We start from the raw sequence: 21,917 nt of genomic DNA on the forward strand, positions 1-21,917 counted from the left end.
TCCGGAACATTATAGGCACAATGGGTGACATCAACGACCCTGCGAAACCAATGACAGGGCCGCTGACATAGGTTTGGTCAACCAAATCGCCTGAAAAAATCCTGTACACGTTAAAATAAAGGGTTTTCCACTATTAATGCCCCCGGGATAAACACCCGTCACGGCTAAAATCATGCAAGAAACTCCCCTCAAGCGCATTAACCCGCCCAAAGCCGACGGCGCCACTGGCCCGCGCAAGCTGTTCATCAAAACCTTCGGTTGCCAGATGAACGAATACGATTCCGACAAAATGGCCGACGTTCTGCGCGGCGATCGCGGTCTGGAGATTACCCAAAACCCCGAAGAAGCCGACGTCATTCTGTTCAACACCTGTTCGGTGCGCGAAAAGGCACAAGAAAAAGTTTTTTCAGACCTGGGCCGCGTACAGCATCTGAAACAGCAAAACCCCAACTTGGTCATCGGTGTAGGCGGCTGTGTCGCCAGTCAAGAAGGCGAAGCTATCGTGCATCGCGCGCCCTATGTCGATGTTGTGTTCGGGCCGCAAACCCTGCACCGCCTGCCACAGCTCATCGAACAACGTCGCCGTACCGGGCGCTCACAGGTAGACATCAGCTTTCCCGAAATCGAAAAATTCGATGCCCTGCCGCCCGCCCGCATCGAGGGCCCGACGGCATTTGTGTCCATCATGGAAGGCTGCAGCAAATACTGCACTTTCTGCGTCGTGCCCTATACCCGCGGCGAAGAAATCTCCCGTCCGTTCGATGATGTGCTGACCGAAGTCGCCGACCTGGCCGACCAGGGCGTTAAAGAAATTACGTTGCTGGGGCAGAACGTCAATGCGTACCGAGGCCCTATGGGCGACACAAGCGACATCGCCGATTTCGCCATGCTGCTTGAATACATCCACGATATTCCCGGGATCGAGCGCATCCGCTACACGACCTCGCACCCCAAAGAGATGACCACCCGCCTTATCGAGGCGCACGGCAAGCTGCCCAAGCTGGTGCCCTTTTTGCACCTGCCCGTTCAGGCAGGCAGCGATCGCGTCCTGGCCGCCATGAAGCGGGGCTACACGGGTCTCGAATTCAAGTCTATTGTGCGTCGCCTGAAGGCTGCACGTCCGGGCATGACGCTCTCGTCCGACTTCATTGTGGGCTTCCCCGGTGAAACCGAAGAAGACTTCGAGCAAACCCTGAAACTCATCCGCGACGTGGGCTTCGACCAATCGTTTTCGTTCATCTATTCGCGTCGCCCAGGCACGCCTGCCGCCGACCTCGAAGACAACACCACAAAAGAACAAAAACTTGAGCGCTTGTACCGTTTGCAGGCGCTGATCAACGAACATGCCGCCGCTATCAGTGCCGACATGGTGGGCACAGTACAGCGCGTCCTTGCCGAACGGCCGTCGCGTCGCGACCCGAACGAACTGATGGGCCGCACCGAGAACAACCGGATCATCAACTTCCCCGCATCGGCGGCGCTTATTGGCCAGATGGTCGACGTCAAAGTCACACAAACCAACACCAATACGCTTAAAGGCGAACTGCACTCATGACACAAACCCGACGCGGCAAGGCCGTAACATTGCGCCTCGACGGCGACAATATGCACCTCGCCAATCTGTGCGGCCCGCTCGACGACAACTTGCGTCAAATTGCCGAGGGCTGGAATGTCTCCTTGAGCCGTCGCGGCAGTCAAATCACCGTCGAAGGCGAGCAAGCCAAGGCTGCAGCCAAAGCCGTTCAATGGTTTCATGATCGGGCCGTGCATAAAGCCTTGACCATTGATGATATCCAATTGGGCCTGGTCGAACTGGGCGCAGGCCGAACACAATTGCCTGCCGAACCCGAGCCGCCCGAGCCGTTACCCGAGATCCCGCCTGTCGACGACCTGAGCTCGGACCTGGTCTTGCGTACCCGGCGCACCGACCTACGGCCGCGCACGCCCCGCCAGCGTGAATACCTCAACAACATTCTCAAGCACGACATCACCTTTGGTGTCGGCCCCGCAGGTACGGGCAAAACCTGGCTGGCCGTGGCTTGTGCCATCGACGCGCTCGAACGAGAATCAGTACAACGCCTGGTGCTCACCCGCCCCGCGGTCGAGGCGGGCGAACGATTGGGCTTTTTGCCAGGCGATCTGGCCCAGAAAGTTGATCCTTACCTGCGGCCCCTTTACGACGCCCTTTACGACCTGATGGGTTTCGAAAAAGTCCAACGCCTGTTCGAAAAGCAAACCATCGAAATCGCCCCGCTAGCCTATATGCGCGGCCGCACGCTGAACCATGCGTTTGTCATTCTCGACGAAGCCCAGAACACAACGCCAGAACAAATGAAAATGTTCCTGACGCGTATCGGCTTTGGCAGCAAGGCCGTCATCAATGGCGACCCGTCTCAAATCGATTTACCTAAAGGGCACCCCAGCGGCCTGACACATGCGCTTGATGTACTGACATCGGTGCAGGGCATTGCCACCACACGCTTCACCAGCCGCGACGTTGTGCGTCACCCGCTGGTCGCTCGCATCGTCGACGCCTACGAAAAAGCCAATGACAAGCCATCCACACCCTGATTTCAGCCTGTCGGTACAGTACGGCACCAACGCACCCGAATTACCCCGCTGGCGTTTGCGCAACTGGGTTAGAAGCGCGCTCAACAATATCTACCAGTGGGTCGAGCCCGACGCCGAGCGCGTCGAGCTCAGTCTGCGGATTGTCGACGCAGACGAAGGGCGCGAGCTCAATCACCAGTTTCGCGACAAGGCCTATGCCACCAACGTACTGACATTCGAGTATGGCATTGACCCCGAGGGCACGCTGCGCGCAGACATTGTGTTGTGCCACCCCGTGCTGCTCGACGAGGCCCGGCAACATGGCAAGCCCGTACTACATCATGCCGCGCACCTGACCATTCACGGCGTGCTGCACGCCCTGGGTTACGACCACCTCGACGACGCACAAGCCCACGAAATGGAATCCCTCGAAACCCGGCTGCTGGCGCGCCTGAACATCCCGGACCCGTATAACACCTAAGACGCACGCCGCCTGAAATCGTCACAAATTTCCGTTATGCTAGGGGCTTGATCAACTCGTCTTCCTGACAATGTCAGACTCACAACCTCCCGATACAGAACCCCGACCGGGTAAACCGGCGTCAAAATCCTTGCTGGGCCGACTGGTCTCACGCATCCGTCCCGAACCCGAAAACCGCGAAGACATACGTGCACTGCTCGAAACTGCACACGACCGTCACGTAATCGACGACGACTCGTTTTCGATGATCTCCGGCGCGCTAGATGTAGCCAACCAGACAGCGGGCGACATCATGGTGCCGCGCTCTAAAATGGACATGCTCGACATCAGCAAACCGTTGGCCGAGCTCTTGCCCGAAATCATCGAAACCGGCCACTCGCGCTTTCCAATCTACGAGAACGATCGCGACAACATTGTCGGCATCTTGCTGGCTAAAGATTTGTTGCTCACCATCACCAACCCGTCTATTGACTTGCGCCCCCTTGTGCGCCCGGCCGTGTTTATCCCCGAGTCAAAGCGGCTTAATGTACTGTTGCACGAATTCCGCAACAACCGCAACCACCTGGCCATTGTCATCAACGAACACGGTGGTACCGCAGGGCTGGTTACCATGGAAGACGTACTGGAACAGATCGTCGGCGACATCGAGGACGAGTTCGACGAAGAGGCCGAAAAAACCATCTTCCAGACAGGCAGCAACAACTGGCGAGCCATGGGGATCACCGAAATCGACGTCTTCAATCGGGCATTCAATACCACCCTGCCCAACGACGACTACGACACCTTGGGCGGCTGGATCACGGCAGAACTAGGGCATATTCCCCGCCGGGGTGACACCATCAACCGTGAAGGCCTGAACATCACCGTGGTAGGCGCCGACACCAAGCGTGTACTGTGGCTTAACATCCAACACGACGAAACCTCCCTGCTGACCCCCTCCGATGCGCAGTAACCTTTTCGCCGGGCTGAATCACGCCCGGCGCACCTTGCAGCCGCTACTTATTGGCGCGGCACATGCCTTCAGTTTCTCCGACGGCCCCCTGCCCGCCTGGCTGTTGCCGTATGTACAAGTGCTGACCCTTACCTTTCTGGCATTATGGGTATGGCGTTCGGGCACGGTCCGTCAGGCTGCCCTCAGCGGATTCCTTTTCGGCCTGGGCAACTTCGCATTGGGGCTTTACTGGATCTACATCAGCCTGCACACATATGGCGGCCTGCATCCTGTGCTTTCAGGGGTGGCGGTCTTTTTAATGGCGGCCGGCAAAGCGCTATTCGTTGCGCTGGTCACTGGCCTTACCTATAAATTTTGCCGTCCATTTCTTGCACGCTTGGCGGCACCGCGCATAAACACGGTCATCGCCAAGCCCGACGCCGCAGCGCCACAACAAGCCGAAGCGCCCGCGCTTGCGGCCCCCGCCGGCTTTTCGACGTTCCTGCTAACAGCAACCACCTGGGCCTCGCTCTGGATGCTCGCCGAATGGCTGCGTGGCACCTTGTTCACCGGTTTCCCCTGGATGAACATCGGCTACGCCCACGCCGATGGCCCATTTAGTGGCTGGGCGTCGGTACTTGGCGTTTACGGCGTAGCCTGGGTCGCAGCATTTACTGCAGGAGCCATCGCCTTACTGATGCAAGCCCAAAAGTCGCCCAGCGAATCGCCGGCGGCCATGACGGTCGTTTGCGCCATCGGGCTGGTCATCGGAGGCCTTGGCCTGGCGCAAATCCGCTGGTGGCAACCGTTGGGCAACCCCATGCTGGTCAGGCTGGTGCAAGGCAATATCGAGCAATCCCTTAAGTTTGATCCGCATCATTTGCAGCAAGGTATAGACACCTACCTTCAACTGGCGGGCCTGCCCCCAAAAGAAGCCGGTGCCAACCCAGCCATGATTATCTTGCCCGAAACGGTCATACCCTTGTTTCAGAACCGCATCGCGCCACAAACCTGGCAGCGCTGGCTTGACGTCGCCAACGCTCGACAAGCCACACTGTTAATGGGGATTCCGCTACACACCAACAATGGTGAAGATCGTTACACGAATAGCGTCATTGCATTCAACGGCTCGACACCGCTGGCCAGCCTTCAGGCGGGCACGGCAAGCTATCGTTATGACAAGCATCATCTGGTGCCGTTCGGCGAGTTCATCCCACCCGGCTTCCGCTGGTTTGTCGACGCCTTGAATATTCCGTTGGGCGACTTCAACCGGGGCCAAACCCGACAACCCTCGTTCAGTCTTGCGGGGCAACATATTGCGCCCAACATCTGCTACGAAGACGTGTTCGGCGAAGAAATTATCGAAGGCGTACGATCGATCAACGGCACCGACCCGGGCGCCAGTTTACTGGTCAATGTCAGCAACCTGGCGTGGTTTGGCCAGTCGTGGGCATTGCAGCAGCACCTTCAAATTGCCCGTATGCGGGCACTTGAAACGGCGCGCCCCATGCTGCGCGCCACCAACACCGGCATGACTGCAGCTATCGACCCTGACGGCAAGGTCAGGGCCGTATTGACACCACTACAACCAGGCGTACTTGATGTTGAGGTGCAGGGCACTCAGGGCCTAACGCCCTATGTACGCTGGGGCAACATTCCGGCCCTGCTGCTGGCACTCTTGAGCCTGGCTACCGCCGCATTAATTGCCCGCAAGGCCCGACCTGAGTAGTTCGGTAAATGCGGCGGCAGGTACGGGTTTAGAAAACAGATACCCCTGGGCAAAATCGCAACCGATGCCTTTAAGCAAATCGCGCTGATGAGCCATCTCAACACCTTCGGCAATCACCTGCAGGCCTAATTTATGGGCCATCATGATCATGGCCTCGCACAACGCCATATCTTCAGAGCCTTCGGCCAAGTTGCGCACAAATGACTGATCGATCTTCAGGTAATCGATGTCGAATTTTTTAAGGTATGACAGCGACGAATAGCCGGTACCGAAGTCATCGAGCGCAACCTGAACCCCAGCATCGCGAAACGCCAGAAGCTTTTCGGTAACAATGGGTGCTACGTCCATCAGCACCCTTTCGGTAAGCTCAACCACCAACTGGCCAGGCGGCAAGCCCAGGTCTTGTAGACGCTGCAACCATTGACGGTGATCGAGCCCTTCGCCACGCAACTGTACGGGCGATACGTTGATGCCCACATTGAAGTCCTCGAACCCCAGATTGCGCCAGGCAACCAACTGGCGAGTCGCCTCGTCGAACACCCAGTTGCCAATGCCAATAATGATTCCGTTGTCTTCGGCAAACGGGATGAACTGGGCCGGACTGACAAAGCCGCGATCGGGGTGACGCCAGCGAATAAGCGCCTCGGCTTTCGCAATGCGACCCGTCGCCAAGTCAATAACCGGCTGATAATGCAGTTCGAACTGCCCTGTTTCAAGCGCGCCAAGCAGATCTCGCGACAACTGCCAACGTTCGCGCACTGCTTCGCGCATCTTGACGTCATAGAAACGAAATTGGCTTCTGCCCGCATCTTTGGCTGCGTACATCGCCAGATCGGCATGCTGCATCAGTTGTTCCTGGTCTTTTGAATCGCCAGGGTAAAAAGCCACCCCCACACTGGCCGACACATACGCCAACTGGTCTTTCAGGCGATAGGGCTTGGCCAGCGACTGCAGCACCTGCTCGCAAATACGGCGCACTACCGCGCGGTCGGTCAGGCCACCGGTAATAATGACGAACTCGTCCCCGCCCAAACGCGCGACTGTATCGGCTTCCCGCACACACTGCGTCAGCCGACGGGCTACCTGCCGCAAAAGCTCGTCGCCCATGGCATGCCCCATACTATCGTTGACCTCTTTGAAAAAATCCAGGTCAAGGAAAATAAGTGCGACCTCTGTCTTTGAACGATTCGCCCGGGCCAACTCGATGGCCAGGCGGTCTTCGAGCAGCTTGCGATTAGGCAACCCCGTAAGGAAGTCGTAATTAGCCTGGCGCCAAATGAACTGCTCGTTCTCTTTTTTGGTGGTGATATCGGAAAAAACACCGATACGACACCGTACCGAACCATCGTCGTTATAAGACGTATTGATCACCAGACTTTCGGCGTATTCTTCGCCATTTTTACGGCGATTCCAGATTTCACCCCGCCACTTGCCGGTTTTAGCCAAGTGCCCCCACATCTCGCGGTAGAAGGTTTCGGGGTGACGACCGGAACTAAGAATATTGAGCCGTTGCCCCAAGACCTCGTCGAGGGAGTACCCGGTGATGTCGGTAAACGACGGATTAACCGTAATGATGACGCCATTAGAGTCGGTAATGACCATGGCTTCACTGCTGTGCTTGTACACCAACGACGCCAGATGCGCCGATTCGGCATCTGCCTTGCGCTGAGTGATGTCAAGCATCAAACCGACCAATGCCACCTGCCCGCCAAACACCATGCGCGAACAATACACCTCGACGTCAATAAAAGAGCCGTCTTTTTTCAGTGCCTTGCGCTCGTAGTGAAACTGCGAGATATCGCCCAACATCGTCCGCTTCAGGTGGGCCTCGACCAAGTGCTTTTCGTCGTGGGCCACGATATCGAACAACGACATACGCTGCACCATTTCGGCACGCGCATACCCCAACATATCGAGCAACTTGGCATTGACGTACAAAAACCGACCCTGATAAACAACGTAAACGCCCACCATGGCATTTTCGGCCAGCCCTTTGAAAAGGGAGCCTTCTTCAGACAGCGGGTCGGTACACGTGGGGGGCACCTGCATAAGTAGCTCTGACATAACCAGGAGAAACAGAAAGATTAACCCTTAATTATGAAGGAGTAATGATTCATTCGCTTGTCATTGATCAACGCATATGCAAACAAATTCCCGCCCCAAGCAAAACCACCGTGACAACACCATCGTCGCCCTGATACCCAGTCGCTCTCAGCTGTACTTAGCGCCATAAAGATCCGCCGCTCTCGAAACAGAGGTTTCTCTCGGACGGAGCAAAAAATATTGGCCTCGACGAAAAAAATAACGCTTTTTTAAAAAATTTTAGCGAATCGACTTGCACAACAAAAAAAACTCGTGCATAATTTCACTTCTTTGCAGGACAGCACCAAGTTCTAACGAAAGTTAAACAAAGTACTGACCGGTTTTAGGGGGTATAGCTCAGCTGGGAGAGCGCTTGCATGGCATGCAAGAGGTCAGCGGTTCGATCCCGCTTACCTCCACCAAAAACCCGCAAAGAACGCGTAGTAAAATTTTATGTTATACTGCGCAACGCTAAAAACGTCCTGTCCCCTTCGTCTAGAGGCCTAGGACATCACCCTTTCACGGTGAGTACAGGGGTTCGAATCCCCTAGGGGACGCCAAAATTTTTTGGCATTGGTTAGACACCAAACCGCTGCGGAGCGGTAGTTCAGTTGGTTAGAATACCGGCCTGTCACGCCGGGGGTCGCGGGTTCGAGTCCCGTCCGCTCCGCCAAAAAATTCCAAAGCCCTGCATTGAAAAATGCAGGGCTTTTTGTTTGCGCGAAGCGTTTTCGACCAACCTGGGGCTGGTCGATTTCGAGCGTTCCGCGCCAGCGACTAATCGGTCGCCACCTTATCCAGCAACGTCATCAACAACCTGCGCTCATTCGCCGTCAGCTTCGAAGCAATCATTTTCTCGTAGCCACGCGTCAGCGTATTCAGGCGACTCAACTCGGCATACCCTGCTGGCGTGACTGCCAGCGCATAACTGCGTCGGTCTTCGGGTATGGCCTGTCGCTCGACATAGCCCAACGACTCCAGCGAGTCGATCACTTTCACCACACCCGCACGGGTAATACCCAGCATTTCGGCCAGCACCGTTTGGTTAATGCCCTGTTGGGTGGCCACAATACTTAGCGCCGTCATGCGGCCGGGTGTAAGCGAGTCTGGACCAAGCACCCGGAACAGCACTTCGTAAGAACGTACTTGCGCCCGCTTGATGGCATAGCCCAGCGAATCGCGTTGCAAATCAACGTACGTGAGCGGCGGATCGAGTTCGGTCGTTGGCGCGCCGTCATTGGAGATATTGTCGTTAACCAAGGGTTTGCACTTATAGAAGAGATTTCGTCAAATATATAACATAAGTTCATTGTTAACCGCATTAACAATATACCGCTTTACCCACATAAAAACAGCACCAGGAGACAAACCATGAAACTCAAAAGCGCAGTCGCGGTTGCCCTTGCCTCGGCATTTTTGTCGCAGGCCGCCTTGGCCGACATCAATATCGGTGTCAGCACATCGCTGACGGGCCCCGGCGCATCGTTGGGCGTACCTGTACGTAATGCCACCACGCTATGGCCGGCTGAAATTGCCGGCGAAAAACTCGTGGTGACCATTTTGGACGATGCCGGCGACCCGACCTCGGCCACCAAGAACGGCTGGCGCTTTGTAGAAGACAAGGTTGACCTGATGGTGGGCGCGGCCAATACACCGGCCACCATTGCACTGGCTCAAGTGGCCAACGAGGCGAAAGTACCCCAGTTGTCGCCCGCGCCCGCCGAACTACCCGAAGGCAAGGACTACTGGACATTCCGCGTCGTGATGCACGCCAAATACTACACCGACGGCTTGCTCGAACACATGAAAGCCAACGGGGTCAAGACACTTGCGTTCCTGGGGCTGTCTGATGCCTATGGCGAATCGTATCTGCAAGCCTTTAAAGCAAAGGCAGAGGCCGCTGGTATCAAACTAACCACCATCGAACGTTTCACACGCGCTGATAACAGCGTGGCCGGCCAGGCCCTGAGCGTCGTCGCGGGCAACCCCGATGCGGTCGTGGTAGTTGCCGTAGGCGGCGGTGCTGCACTGCCCCAAAAAGCACTGAAAGAACGCGGCTACCAAGGCAAAATCTATCACACCGCAGCGTCCGTCTCGCCCGACTTCCTGCGTCTTGCCGGCAAAGACGCCCAGGGCGCTCTGGTCAGCTCCGGTCCCGAACAAGTCGCCGAGCAATTGCCCGACAGCCACCCCGGCAAGGCCAACGCCGTTAAGTTCGTGAAAACCTACGAAGACAAGTTCGGTGCCGGCACCCGCACCCAGTTTGCTGCTCACGTTTACGACTTCGCCCTGATCCTGGAAAAAGTTGTACCTGTCGCGCTAAAAACCGCCAAGCCCGGCACGCCAGAATTCCGCACGGCGCTGCGCGACGCACTCGAAAACTATGGCGAAATTGCCACTACCAAAGGCATGCTCAAGTACACCCCTCAAGACCATTGGGGCTTTGGGCCCGACGCACGGGTGATCATCACACCCAATGGCAACGACTGGAAGCTGTCCAACTAAAACCCGAGGTCTGCGCTTCTTCTAACCCCGCGCAACACATGGTGTTGTGCGGGGTATTTCAGCAACATCCTCCCTGGTATCACCATGAACTCCTTCCAAATCAGCGCAATTCTGATTCAGGACGGCATCACGACGGGCGCTATCTATGCGCTGCTCGGTATGGCGCTGGTCCTGGTCTTTGCCGTTTCGCGCGTCATGTTTTTTGCGCAAGGCGAATTCGTCGTCTATGGCGCGTTGTCTTTAGCGTGGCTTAACACCGGCAAAGTGCCCGGCACGGTGTGGCTGCTGGTTGGCATGGCCTTGCTGGCCGGCCTGTTCGACGCCCTCGAAGCACATCGCGACCGCGACTACCGCCAGATCGGGCGGATTGCACTGTCGCACGTGGTTGCCCCGTTAGCACTGGCAGCGCTTACCGTATGGGCCGCATCCAGCCAATTGCCCTTCTTCTTTCAGTGCCTGATTGCGCTGATCATTGTGACCGCCCTGGGTCCGCTTATTTACCGCCTTGTGTATCAACCCATGGCCAACGCCAGCATCCTGGTGCTGCTGATTGTCTCGGTTGGCATCCACTTTGTTCTGGTCAGCTTTTCTCTTATTTTCTTCGGCGTCGAAGGCTATCGTACGCCGGTATTCTGGGATGGCTCGATCAGCCTGGGCTGGCTGCGCATGAACGGCCAAAACGTCATCGTCGTGGCCGTCGCGACCTTACTGATCATCGCACTAGCGGTTGTGTTCAGCCGCACCCTGTGGGGCAAGGCGCTGCGTGCCGCGGCCTCAAATAACGTCGGTGCGCGGTTACTGGCCATTTCAGTCTCGTTTTCGGGCAAGCTGTCCTTCACCATTGCCGCCTTTATCGGTGCGCTGTGCGGCATGCTCATCGCCCCCATCGTCACCATCTACTACGACTCAGGCCTGCTCATTGGCCTAAAGGGGTTCGTCGCTTCGATTTTTGGGGGGCTGGTCAGCTATCCCATGACGCTGGTCGGCGCACTGGGCATAGGCATCGTCGAGTCTTTTTCGTCGTTCAAGGCCAGTGCCTATAAAGAAGCTGTTGTTTTCCTGCTGGTCGTCCCCGTGCTGCTGTGGTTGTCACTACGCAGCGGTACTCACGAGGAGGATCACTAATGAACCGCCTTACTCTGTTGATCTGGCTACTTATTGCCAGTGTGCCCTTCCTGCCCGTCCCCGACTTCTGGATCACGCAAGCAAACTATATTGGCCTGTATGCCCTGGTCGTTGTTGGACTGGTCTTACTTACCGGCATTGGCGGCCTCACGTCGTTTGGCCAGGCAGCCTTTGTAGGTATCGGGGCGTACGCAACCGCAGTACTCTCGACCCAGTATGGGTTGTCGCCCTGGGTTACGCTGATCGCCGGCTTGCTGATTACCGGGGGCAGCGCCTACATTATTGGCGCCATTACCTTACGCATGTCCGGCCATTATCTGCCACTGGCTACCATCGCCTGGAGCATTGCGCTGTATTACCTGTTCGGCAGCGTCGAAGGGCTGGGCAAGTACGATGGCATTGCCAACTTGCCTTCCATCGCCTTGTTTGGCGTCGATCTGGACAACGGGCGTGCCATGTACTGGCTGATCTGGGCGTGCCTGGGTATCGGCTGCTGGGCCATGCTCAACCTGCTGAACTCCCGCCCGGGGCGCGCCATCCGCGCCTTAAAAGGCGGCGTGCAAATGGCCGAGTCCATGGGCGTCAACACTGCCCGCATGAAAATCACTATTTTCGTCATTGCGGCCCTGTTTGCGTCCGTGTCGGGCTGGTTGTTTGCTCACCTGCAACGCGCCATCAACCCCACGCCCTTTGGGCTGACCTTCAGCCTTGAATACGTCATCATGCTGGTCGTTGGCGGGATTGGCAGCGTGTGGGGCGCCATACTGGGCGCCGGTGTGGTCAAGTTGTTGCAAGACCAACTACAAGTCCTTATGCCAGCCCTGTTCGGCACCGCCGGTAATTTCGAATGGCTGGTTTTTGGTCTGATCCTGATCTTGTTACTTCGCTTTGCCCCCGACGGCATGTGGCCCTGGTTTACCCGCCTGCTGCCACGCAAGACACCGCCCCCGCTGGCCAAAGCCCCCACCCTGCCACGTCGGGCGCCCACAGCCAAAGGCACGCCGCTGCTCGACGTTCAAGGGGTGCGTAAAAGGTTTGGCGGCCTGGTCGCCGTCGACAACGTCAGCTTCCAGGTTAAAGCCGGCGAAGTCGTTGGTCTGATCGGCCCCAATGGGGCGGGCAAGTCAACAACCTTCAACCTCGTCACCGGCCTGCTGCACGCCAACGAAGGTACCGTATCGTTCATGGGGCAGCGTATCGAAGCGCAAACCTCGCGCGAAATTGCCGCCATGGGCGTTGCTCGCACGTTTCAACACGTCAAGCTGATTCCCAACATGACGGTGCTCGACAACGTCGCCCTGGGCGCCCATCTGCGTGCCAATGTCGGTGTAGTGTCGGCAACCTTGCACACCGATCGACGTACCGAAGCCTCCATTCTGCAAGAGGCTGCTCATGCCTTGAAGCGTGTCGGCCTGGAAGCGCATATGTACACCGAAGCCGGCAGCCTGGCACTGGGCCAGCAACGCTTGCTTGAAATTGCACGGGCCCTGTGTTGCGACCCGGTGTTGTTGCTCCTTGATGAGCCGGCGGCCGGTCTTCGTGCCTTCGAAAAAGAAGCGCTGGCCACATTGCTATCCAGCCTGCGTGACGAAGGCATGGGCATACTGATCGTCGAGCACGACATGGAGTTTGTGATGCAGTTAACCGACCACATCGTGGTCATGGTGTTTGGGCAAAAAATTGCCGAAGGCCCGCCAGCTACGATACAAACCAACCCCGCCGTACTCGAAGCCTATCTGGGAGGTGTCGAATGAACACAACGACGCCCATTCTTGAAGTCAGCAACTTCAATGCCGGATACGGCAAAGTCACGGCACTGCACGACGTCTCGCTCAAGGTGTCTCATGGCAGCATCGTCACGGTCATCGGCCCCAACGGCGCCGGCAAGTCCACCTTGCTCAACGCCATCATGGGCGTCATTCGCAGCACCGGAGACGTCCATTTCGAAGGCCAGTCGCTGGCGCGTAAAAACGTTGAGGCGCGGGTCATGGGCGGGATGTCGCTGGTGCCTGAACAGCGCGCCCTGTTTGCCGACATGACCGTACTCGACAATCTGAAACTAGGCAGCTTCCGGCGTTACCGCGCACGCGAAAGCCAACCTATGGATCAGCTCGACTGGGTGTTTTCGCTATTTCCCCGGCTTAGCGAACGTGCCAGCCAACTGGCCGGTACGCTTTCGGGCGGCGAGCGCCAGATGCTGGCCGTCGGGCGCGCGCTTATGGGCAAGCCCCGGTTGCTCATGCTCGACGAACCCAGCCTGGGCCTGGCACCGCGAATCGTCAAAGAGGTGCTGGAAGTGGTCGGCAGCCTGCGCGAACACGGTGTTTCAACCCTGCTGATCGAACAAAATGCCCGCGCCGCATTGCGACTGGCCAATTACGGCTACGTACTTGAGAACGGGCGCATTGTGCTAGAAGGCAATGCCAACGAATTAGCCAACAATCCGAAAATCGCCGAAAGCTACCTGGGCATATCCGCCTCGAAGAATGCCACGTCGGCCACGGCGTAAAACTCATTTAAAGGAAAACCTCATGACTCAAAATACTAACCCCGAAGTCCTGGTCAAAGTCCAGATCGAAGACGAGATCGCCACCCTAACCCTGAACCGTCCGGAGAAACGCAATGCCCTGAGCCTGCGCGTTGTCGAACAACTGCGTCAAGCGTTCGAAAGCCTGCCCGACTCCATTCGGGTCGCCATTCTGGCAGGCGAAGGGGTGCATTTTTGCGCCGGCCTCGATCTGTCGGAGCTTTCTGAAACCACAACCGCAGAAGGCGTTCAACATTCTTTCAAATGGTACGAAGCCTTTTCAAAGATCCAGTTTGGCCGATTCCCAGTGATTTGCGTCATGCAGGGTGCCGTCGTGGGCGGAGGGCTGGAACTGGCTTCAGCCGCCCACGTTCGCGTCGCTGACGACACCACCTACTTTGGCTTGCCCGAGGGACAGCGCGGTATTTTCCTGGGCGGCGGCGGGTCCGTACGCGTCTCCAAGCTCATCGGCTTTTCACGCGTCACCGAAATGATGTTGACCGGACACGTGCTCGACGCCAAAGAAGGTCTGGCCATTAACCTGACTCACTACGTCACCCCCCAGGGCCAGGCCATGGAAAAGGCGCGCGAACTTGCCCGCAAAATAGCCAGCAACGCACCGCTGTCAAATTTCGCTATCATGAATGCTTTACCCCTTATTGCCGAGCAACCCATGTCGCATGGGCTGTTCACCGAGGCCCTGATGGCCTCGATCACGCAAGGGGCCCCCGAGGCCAAAGAGCGCGTCAATGCCTTTCTTGAGAAACGCGCCGCCAAAGTCAGCCTGGGTTAAGCAGGACGAGGAGACAAACCATGACCACAGATAACGCAGCATTTCGCGCCCTTTCGTTGGGGCCCCACGACGCCAGTCTCGAACAGTGCCCTGACGGCAGCATGATCATGCGCAGCACCGACCCGCTGCAAGATTACCCGCGCTGCTACACCGAACCTTTATTGCACTGGGCCGCCGAGCGTCCCGACGCCACATTGCTGGCGCAGCGCGACAAGCAGGGCCAATGGCGCCATTTAACGTACAAAGACGCTGTAAAACGTATGCAGCATCTGGGTCAGGCCCTAATCAACCGGGGCCTGAGCGCCGAACGACCGCTCATGATCTTGTCTGAAAACAGCATCGAGCACGGCCTGCTGGCATTGGCCGCACAACATGTTGGCATTCCGTTCGCGCCCATTTCACCCGCCTATTCGCTGCTGTCGAAAAGCGCCGAGCGCGTCCGACATGCTGCCGATCTGCTCACGCCCGGCGCAGTTTTCGCCTACGATGCCGCCCGCTACGAACACGCCATTAAAATCGCCATCCCCGAAGACGTCGAACTGATTTTTGTTGAAGGCAGCATCGAAGGCCGCAAATGCACACCGTTCAGCGCGCTTGAGGCCACCGACGTCACCGATCAGGTCGACGCCGCGCATCAGGCCATCACCGGCGACACCATCGCCAAATTTCTGTTTACCTCAGGATCGACCAAGCTGCCCAAAGCGGTTATCAACACCCAGCGCATGGTCACCAGCAACCAGCAAATGCTGCTGCAGTGCTACCCCTTCCTGCGCGAAGAAGTCCCGGTACTGGTCGACTGGATGCCCTGGCACCACACGGCCGCCGGCAACAACAACATCGGCGTCGTCATTTACAACGGCGGCACGATGTATATCGACGAAGGCAAGCCTACGCCTGACGGCATGGTCGAAACGCTGCGCAACCTGCGCGAAGTGCCGTCAACCATGTATTACTCGGTGCCCAAAGGGCTTGAAGTACTGGCCCACGAAATGAAACGCGATCCGGTGCTGCGCGAGTGCTTCTTCCGCAAAATGCGCCTGATCTTCCCGTGCGGCGCCGCCCTGCCCGCGCCGCTGAAGAAAACCATCGACGAGTTGGCCATTCAAACCGTCGGAGCGCGCATACCCATGACCACAGGTCTGGGCATGACCGAAAGCGCACCGTTTGCCATTTCGGCGCACGTGCCCAACTGGCAGGCCGGCGTCATTGGCATTCCGGCACCGGGGTGCGACGTCAAACTGACCCCTTGCGGCGACAAAACCGAAGTCCGTTACCGCGGTCCCAACATTACCCCGGGTTACTGGCGTCAGCCCGACCTGACCGCCGAAAGCTTCGATGACGAAGGCTTTTTCTGCAGCGGCGATGCCGCCATCATGATCGACGACAGCAACCCCAGCGCCGGCCTACGTTTCAATGGCCGTATTGCCGAAGACTTCAAGCTGATCAGCGGTACCTGGGTCAACGTCGGGGCCATGCGCTCGCAAATCATCGCCGCCGGTGCGCCCTATATTCACGACGCCGTCATTACCGGCCACGACCGCGACGAGTTGGGCATGATGATTTTGTTGCTGCCCACCGCCTCGGCGCTGTCGCCAAACTTGGCCGAGGGTGCGCCACTGGCCGAAATTGCCGACAACCCCGACGTCAAGGCCTGGGCCCAACACTTGCTAAACCAGCTTGCCGCACAAGGTACCGGCAGCTCGAACCGCGTTGTGCGAGCACTGCTGCTGCGCGACCCAGCCCTCATGGAGCTGGGCGAAATGACCGACAAAGGGTCGATCAACCAGCGCACCATGCTTAAAACCCGCGCTGCGCTGGTCGAAAAACTTTATGCCACGCAGCCTGACGACGACCAAGTCATGCTGGCCCAACCCCATTCTGTAACTGCCTGAAAGGACGCTGTATGACCGAGCAGAAGCCCCTCGTTGCGATCGATATCCACATCCACGCAACAGTCTCGACCCGCAACCCGCCCGACGAAGTGGCCATTGCCTTCGACAAGGCCATGGCCGAGTACTTCAAAGAAAAAATGCCCCGCCCCACCATCGAGGAAACGGCAGCCTACTACCGTGAACGCAACATGATGGCGGTCATTTTCACGGTCGACACCGAGCGGGCCAACGGTCAGGTCCGTATCTCAAACGAAGAAATCGCCGAAGAAACAGCCAAGCACAAAGACGTGTTGATTCCGTTTGCCAGTATCGACCCGATGCGCGGCAAAATGGGGGCCCGCGAAGCCCGTCGCCTTATCGACGACTATGGTATTCGCGGTTTCAAGTTTCACCCCTCGGCGCAAGAGTTCTACCCCAACGACCGCGCCGCCTACGACCTGTACGAAGTCATTGCAGAGGCCGGACTACCCGCCATTTTCCACAGTGGTCAAACAGGCGTCGGCGCACGCATGCGTGGCGGTGGCGGCGTACGCTTGAAGTATTCCGACCCAATGTTCCTTGACGATGTGGCTGTCGACTTCCCTGACATGCCGATTGTCATTGCTCACCCTTCGTTCCCATGGCAAGAAAACGCGCTGGCTGTGGCCACACACAAGCCTCAGGTCTACATCGACCTGTCCGGCTGGTCGCCGAAGTATTTCCCGCCCATTCTGATCCAATACGCCAACACCATCCTGAAAGACAAAATGTTGTTCGGCTCCGACTTCCCCGTCATGACGCCCGATCGCTGGCTCGAAGACTTCGACAAGATCGGCATCCGCGACGAAGTCAAACCTCTCATCTTGCGTGACAACGCCGTGCGCCTGCTGGGTCTGGACAAAGACCCGGTCTATGGCCGCTACGCACGCCTCAAGCCGCCTACTCAAGACGGCTGCTGCTAAGGAAAAACACCATGGAAATGAAAGATACCCCTGTACTAATTACCGGTGGCGCGTCGGGCTTAGGCGAGGCCACTGCCGAACGCCTAGCCGCGCAAGGCGCCAAAGTCGCCATTCTTGATATTCAAATGGATCGCGCTCGCGACGTGGCCACTCGCTTAGGCGGCCTGGCCATCGAATGCGACGTCACCAGCCCCGACAGCGCACAAGACGCTATTGCCGAAGCCCGCTCGAAACACGGCGTGGCCCGCGTGCTCGTCAACTGCGCCGGCGCCGGGACGGGCAAACGTGTGGTCGGCAAGAGTGGTCCCATGCCGCTTGAAGACTTCACCAAAATCGTCAACCTGAACCTGGTAGGCAGCTTCAACATGACACGCCTGGTGGCGGCCGACATGATCGCCAGCGACCTCATTGGCGAAGAGCGCGGCGTTATCCTGTTCACCACTTCGGTTGCGGCCTACGAAGGGCAAATCGGTCAGGCTGCCTACGCGGCCTCCAAGGGTGGCCTGGTGTCATTGACGATCCAGCTGGCTCGCGAATTCGCGCAGTTTGGCGTGCGTGTCATGTCGATTGCACCCGGCATTTTCCTGACCCCGTTGCTCTACACCGCCAGCCCCGAGGTCCAGGAATCTTTGGCTAACTCCATCCCATTTCCGCATCGGCTGGGCCAACCCTCCGAGTTTGCCGATCTGGCCAGCCACATCATCAGCAACCGTTACCTTAACGGCGAAGTCATCCGCCTCGACGGCGCAACCCGTTTGGCACCACGCTAACCATGCTGCACTACACGCCCCCTTCACAAGACCTCGCCTTCATACTGAACGATGTTCTTGACGCCAATGCCGTACTATCGGCGCTTCCTCGTTACAACGGGGTAAGTACCGACGTACTGCTGCAAATTGCCGACGAAGCGGGGCGTTTTGCCGCCGAACAGGTGCTGCCGTTAAACCACGCCGCAGACCAATCGGGTTGCACTTGGGAAAATGGCAAAGTGCAGACGCCCCCGGGCTTTAAACAAGCCTATGCTAAATATTGCGAATTGGGTTGGCCCTCGATGTGCGCCGACGAAGCCGACGGTGGGCAAGCCTTACCCCGTTTGGTATTCAGTATCACCAACGAAATCCTCTCGGCCGCCAGTCATGCTTTTGTCATGTATGCGGCCATCCATCATTGCGCATCGGCCTGCCTGCGGCATAGCGCAACCGAAAGCCTGCAACGCCGTTGGTTGCCCTTGCTGGCCACCGGCGAAGTCACCAGTTCCATGTGCATGACCGAGCCTCACGCCGGATCCGACATCGGGCTACTAACAACGCGCGCAGAGCCTACGCCAGACGGCAGCTACCTAATTTCCGGACAGAAAATTTTTGCCAGCGGCGGCGACCACGATCTGACCGAAAACATTGCGCATCTGGTACTCGCTCGCATCGCTGGCGCTCCTTCCGGGTCACGTGGGCTCAGCCTGTTCCTGGTACCTAAAATACTCGACGACGGCCAACCCAACCCCATTTTTTGCGATGGTATCGAACACAAAATGGGGTTGCACGGCAGCGCCACGTGCAGCTTACGTTTCGAGTCGGCCCGAGGCTGGCTGGTCGGCGAGCCCAATAAAGGGCTGGCCGCAATGTTCCCCATGATGAACGAAGCCCGGCTGCTGTCCGGCCTCCAGGCCCTGGGCATCAGCGACCTGGCTTTTCAGAACGCGCTAGCTTACGCCCAAGATCGCAGACAAGGTCGTGCCGCAAACAAAGGCCAACCCGCACCCATCATTCATCATCCCGACGTGCAGCGTATGCTGCTCACGCAAAAGGCATTTATTGAGGGTGGGCGCACCTTTGTACACTGGGTGGCCTTGCTTATCGACCAGGCCGACTGGGCCACCGACGCCCAAACCCGCCAAGACACAACCGACCTGGTCGGGCTACTCACGCCCATCATCAAAGGCTTTCTGACCGAAAACGCACAAACCTGTACCTACAACGCGCTACAGGTGTTCGGCGGGCATGGCTTTATTGCCGAAACCGGTATCGAGCAACTGGTGCGCGACGTACGCGTAACGACCATTTACGAAGGCACAACCAGCATTCAGGCGCACGACCTGCTGACGCGCAAAGTGCTGGCCGACGACGGCCGTCGGCTGGGCTTACTACTAGACAATATTCGAGACTGGGCAACATCACAAGCTACCGAGCATGCCTGCTTTATCGAAGCGGCCCTGAATACAGCCGCCAAACTCGAAGCCGCGACCCAGCTGCTGGCAACGCGCTACAGCGAGGATACCGAACTGACTTTGCAAGCCAGTGTGGCTTATTTGCGCTTGGCTGGGCATAGCGTTCTGGCCTATGTGTGGGCGCGCAACGCTGTCGCCGCAGCCCAGGCCCCTGCTGCAAGCCTGTGGCATAAGGCAAAAATCGAGACCGCGCGGTTTTACGTCGAGCAATTGCTGCCCGAAGTCGACCAGCTAATGGCCGCCATTCAAGCGCCAGCGCGGCCATGGGCCGATGCGCTAGCCGCCTGAACGGGATCAGCCGACTCTAATTTACCTACCCACCGGGCCATGGCCGCCCCATCAATGTTTGTGCGCGCCCGTCACCCGGCTGGACCCTAAGTCGGCCTATTTAAAGTAGGCCTTGAATTCGTCAGGTACGCTAGCGCCCTTAATGCCGCCATCTTCGGTGTACTGGGCCCACGCGCGCAGTTCGTGGCCCGTGGCTACCAGGCGGTCTCCGCATTTGACGGTGTAGGGCACACGAAAACGGCGCTCGGCCCATTCAATTTCGCCAGCCTCAATCGTAATTACATCGTCGTACGCGCCGGGCGAACGGAACTGGGCACCGACGTCGACCAACGGTGTAACGCCCTTGAGCTTGTGGCGGATGTCGCGCTGGCTTAAGCCACGACTACGCAGCAAGCCCTGGAACGTGCAATCGAACCAGTAAAAATAGTTGGGATAAAACACGATTCCGGCTTCATCACAATCACCCCATTCGATGGTGACCTCTTTCGTGTACAAACTCATGCGTCAAATCTCCGCCAAGCAAAAGGCATGATGATAGCGGGTAACTTTGCCCGACGTCATTTTTACATTTATTTACCAATAGGCAAGCAAGCCGATCCACGCGCGTTCGAGCCCAAACTAAATGAAAAATGAATGAACTTGATTGAATTTAATTTATTTTCAAGACAAATTAGCCGAACTTAAAAAATCACCCCCCTTGCCTGCCTCTCGGGTCCTTACTACCATACAGTCCGGTTAATTATTTTTTGTGTGGATATCCATGGAAGCAGTCGCCATTTCCCGTAACGAAACCGTCGGCGCAAACGACACAACAGACCGCTGGACGGTCAAGTCGGTACTTGCGCTTTACGAGCTGCCGTTTCCCGAACTGATGTATCAGGCGCAAACCGTGCACCGACAGCACCACGACCCCAGTGCCGTGCAACTGTCCAGTCTGCTGTCCATCAAAACCGGTGGCTGCCCCGAAGACTGCTCCTACTGTCCGCAGTCTTCGCGTTACGACACCCCCGTCGAAAAAGACGACCTGCTTCCAATCGAAGAAGTATTGCAAGCGGCGCGCGAAGCCAAAGCCAGCGGCGCACAACGGTTCTGCATGGGCGCCGCATGGCGATCGCCCAAAGCCCATCACATTGATGCCGTCGCCGACATGGTGCGGCAGGTCAAGGCGCTTGGCCTGGAAACCTGTGTAACGCTGGGTATGCTCAAAGACGGCCAGGCCGAACAGCTCAAAGCAGCCGGCCTCGACTACTACAACCACAACCTCGACACATCACCCGAGTTCTACGGCGAGATCATCTCCACACGTACCTACCAAGACCGTCTCGATACCCTGGAGCGTGTACGCGACGCGGGCATCAACGTCTGCTGCGGTGGTATTGTCGGCTTAGGAGAATCGCGTCGCGAACGCGCCGGACTTATTGTGCAGCTGGCCAATATGTCGCCCTACCCCGACTCCGTCCCCATCAATAACCTGGTCAAGGTTGAGGGCACGCCCCTGTACAACACTCCCGATATCGACCCGCTCGAATTCGTACGCACCATCGCCATTGCTCGCATCACCATGCCCAAAACCTACGTGCGCCTCTCGGCAGGGCGCGAAGAAATGAGCGACACCATGCAAACCCTGTGTTTCATGGCCGGCGCCAATTCCATTTTTTACGGCGAAAAATTGCTGACCACAGGCAACCCTCAATTCGTCGAAGACCAGAAGCTCTTCGAACGTTTGGGCTTGCATGCCGACACTCACCACACGCACCAGCACAACTAAACACAACCCCCGTATGTTGCACCGCGCGGCGTGTCATCTCAAACACCCGGCGGCGCAAGATGCACTGGTCCGGCGACAGGC

Annotated in this window: 18 protein-coding genes and 3 tRNA genes; 18 read left to right on the forward strand and 3 right to left on the reverse strand. The window is 57.5% G+C overall.

Annotation, left to right across the window (positions count from 1 at the left end):
* Positions 1 to 172: 172 nt before the first annotated feature.
* The 5 genes from miaB to lnt all read left to right on the forward strand — a co-directional run bounded on the left by miaB (position 173) and on the right by lnt (position 5,691).
* Positions 173 to 1,555 carry a tRNA (N6-isopentenyl adenosine(37)-C2)-methylthiotransferase MiaB gene (gene miaB, locus PuT2_RS01815; protein WP_093969314.1) on the forward strand — a complete coding sequence of 461 codons (1,383 nt, stop codon included), beginning with the start codon at positions 173 to 175 and terminating at the stop codon, positions 1,553 to 1,555.
* Positions 1,552 to 2,571, forward strand: a complete 1,020-nt coding sequence (locus PuT2_RS01820; protein ID WP_093969315.1) for a PhoH family protein — start codon at positions 1,552 to 1,554, stop codon at positions 2,569 to 2,571. The genes miaB and PuT2_RS01820 overlap by 4 nt, the downstream gene beginning before the upstream one ends.
* Positions 2,549 to 3,031 (forward strand): rRNA maturation RNase YbeY, encoded by a 483-nt coding sequence (gene ybeY, locus PuT2_RS01825; protein ID WP_093969316.1) that lies wholly within the window; start codon positions 2,549 to 2,551, stop codon positions 3,029 to 3,031. The genes PuT2_RS01820 and ybeY overlap by 23 nt, the downstream gene beginning before the upstream one ends.
* Positions 3,032 to 3,101: 70 nt before the next feature.
* Positions 3,102 to 3,983 carry an HlyC/CorC family transporter gene (locus tag PuT2_RS01830; protein ID WP_093969317.1) on the forward strand — a complete coding sequence of 294 codons (882 nt, stop codon included), beginning with the start codon at positions 3,102 to 3,104 and terminating at the stop codon, positions 3,981 to 3,983.
* A complete protein-coding gene (gene lnt / locus PuT2_RS01835; protein ID WP_093969318.1) occupies positions 3,973 to 5,691 on the forward strand; it encodes an apolipoprotein N-acyltransferase in 1,719 nt (572 codons plus the stop codon). Before PuT2_RS01830 ends, lnt begins: the two co-directional genes overlap by 11 nt.
* Here the strand turns inward: lnt and PuT2_RS01840 are convergent.
* A complete protein-coding gene (locus PuT2_RS01840; protein ID WP_158213992.1) occupies positions 5,662 to 7,740 on the reverse strand; it encodes a bifunctional diguanylate cyclase/phosphodiesterase in 2,079 nt (692 codons plus the stop codon). The two genes, lnt and PuT2_RS01840, sit on opposite strands and share 30 nt — an antisense overlap.
* Positions 7,741 to 8,119: 379 nt before the next feature.
* Here PuT2_RS01840 and PuT2_RS01845 point away from each other — a divergent pair.
* The 3 genes from PuT2_RS01845 to PuT2_RS01855 all read left to right on the forward strand — a co-directional run bounded on the left by PuT2_RS01845 (position 8,120) and on the right by PuT2_RS01855 (position 8,446).
* A tRNA-Ala gene (locus PuT2_RS01845) sits at positions 8,120 to 8,195 on the forward strand.
* 62 nt (positions 8,196 to 8,257) lie between these two features.
* Positions 8,258 to 8,333, forward strand: a tRNA-Glu gene (locus PuT2_RS01850).
* A gap of 36 nt (positions 8,334 to 8,369) precedes the next feature.
* Positions 8,370 to 8,446, forward strand: a tRNA-Asp gene (locus PuT2_RS01855).
* 104 nt (positions 8,447 to 8,550) lie between these two features.
* On the opposite strand, the gene PuT2_RS01860 is transcribed toward PuT2_RS01855, so the two are convergent.
* Entirely contained in the window at positions 8,551 to 9,033 is a 483-nt protein-coding gene (locus PuT2_RS01860; protein ID WP_093969320.1) for a MarR family winged helix-turn-helix transcriptional regulator, read from the reverse strand.
* A 111-nt stretch (positions 9,034 to 9,144) separates the two neighbouring features.
* On the opposite strand from PuT2_RS01860, the gene PuT2_RS01865 reads away from it, so the two are divergent.
* From PuT2_RS01865 to PuT2_RS01905, 9 genes are all read left to right on the forward strand, one after another.
* Positions 9,145 to 10,278, forward strand: a complete 1,134-nt coding sequence (locus PuT2_RS01865) for an ABC transporter substrate-binding protein (protein ID WP_093969321.1) — start codon at positions 9,145 to 9,147, stop codon at positions 10,276 to 10,278.
* An 84-nt stretch (positions 10,279 to 10,362) separates the two neighbouring features.
* Positions 10,363 to 11,403, forward strand: coding sequence for a branched-chain amino acid ABC transporter permease (locus tag PuT2_RS01870; protein ID WP_093969322.1), 1,041 nt, complete (start codon positions 10,363 to 10,365; stop codon positions 11,401 to 11,403).
* Entirely contained in the window at positions 11,403 to 13,157 is a 1,755-nt protein-coding gene (locus PuT2_RS01875) for an ATP-binding cassette domain-containing protein (RefSeq protein ID WP_093969323.1), read from the forward strand. Before PuT2_RS01870 ends, PuT2_RS01875 begins: the two co-directional genes overlap by 1 nt.
* The gene (locus tag PuT2_RS01880) at positions 13,154 to 13,912 is read left to right on the forward strand and encodes an ABC transporter ATP-binding protein (RefSeq protein ID WP_093969324.1); all 759 of its coding nucleotides are present in this window, start codon (positions 13,154 to 13,156) and stop codon (positions 13,910 to 13,912) included. The genes PuT2_RS01875 and PuT2_RS01880 overlap by 4 nt, the downstream gene beginning before the upstream one ends.
* Positions 13,913 to 13,934: 22 nt before the next feature.
* Entirely contained in the window at positions 13,935 to 14,723 is a 789-nt protein-coding gene (locus PuT2_RS01885) for a crotonase/enoyl-CoA hydratase family protein (RefSeq protein ID WP_093969325.1), read from the forward strand.
* Between the two features lie 20 nt (positions 14,724 to 14,743).
* Positions 14,744 to 16,615 (forward strand): feruloyl-CoA synthase, encoded by a 1,872-nt coding sequence (locus PuT2_RS01890; RefSeq protein WP_093969326.1) that lies wholly within the window; start codon positions 14,744 to 14,746, stop codon positions 16,613 to 16,615.
* 11 nt (positions 16,616 to 16,626) lie between these two features.
* Positions 16,627 to 17,556: an amidohydrolase family protein gene (locus tag PuT2_RS01895; RefSeq protein ID WP_093969327.1), complete on the forward strand. Its 930-nt coding sequence runs from the start codon at positions 16,627 to 16,629 to the stop codon at positions 17,554 to 17,556.
* 11 nt (positions 17,557 to 17,567) lie between these two features.
* Positions 17,568 to 18,326 (forward strand): SDR family NAD(P)-dependent oxidoreductase, encoded by a 759-nt coding sequence (locus PuT2_RS01900; protein ID WP_093969328.1) that lies wholly within the window; start codon positions 17,568 to 17,570, stop codon positions 18,324 to 18,326.
* Between the two features lie 2 nt (positions 18,327 to 18,328).
* Positions 18,329 to 20,068 carry an acyl-CoA dehydrogenase gene (locus tag PuT2_RS01905; RefSeq protein WP_093969329.1) on the forward strand — a complete coding sequence of 580 codons (1,740 nt, stop codon included), beginning with the start codon at positions 18,329 to 18,331 and terminating at the stop codon, positions 20,066 to 20,068.
* 96 nt (positions 20,069 to 20,164) lie between these two features.
* Here PuT2_RS01905 and PuT2_RS01910 read toward each other — a convergent pair whose 3' ends face one another.
* Positions 20,165 to 20,569 carry a thioesterase family protein gene (locus tag PuT2_RS01910; protein WP_093969330.1) on the reverse strand — a complete coding sequence of 135 codons (405 nt, stop codon included), beginning with the start codon at positions 20,567 to 20,569 and terminating at the stop codon, positions 20,165 to 20,167.
* Positions 20,570 to 20,828: 259 nt separating this feature from the next.
* Between PuT2_RS01910 and bioB the strand changes: the two genes are divergently transcribed.
* Positions 20,829 to 21,836 (forward strand): biotin synthase BioB, encoded by a 1,008-nt coding sequence (bioB, locus tag PuT2_RS01915; protein WP_093969331.1) that lies wholly within the window; start codon positions 20,829 to 20,831, stop codon positions 21,834 to 21,836.
* Positions 21,837 to 21,917: the final 81 nt, after the last annotated feature.

It is taken from the genome of Pusillimonas sp. T2 (genome assembly GCF_002236805.1).
In the GTDB taxonomy this organism is placed as follows: Bacteria; Pseudomonadota; Gammaproteobacteria; order Burkholderiales; family Burkholderiaceae_B; genus Neopusillimonas.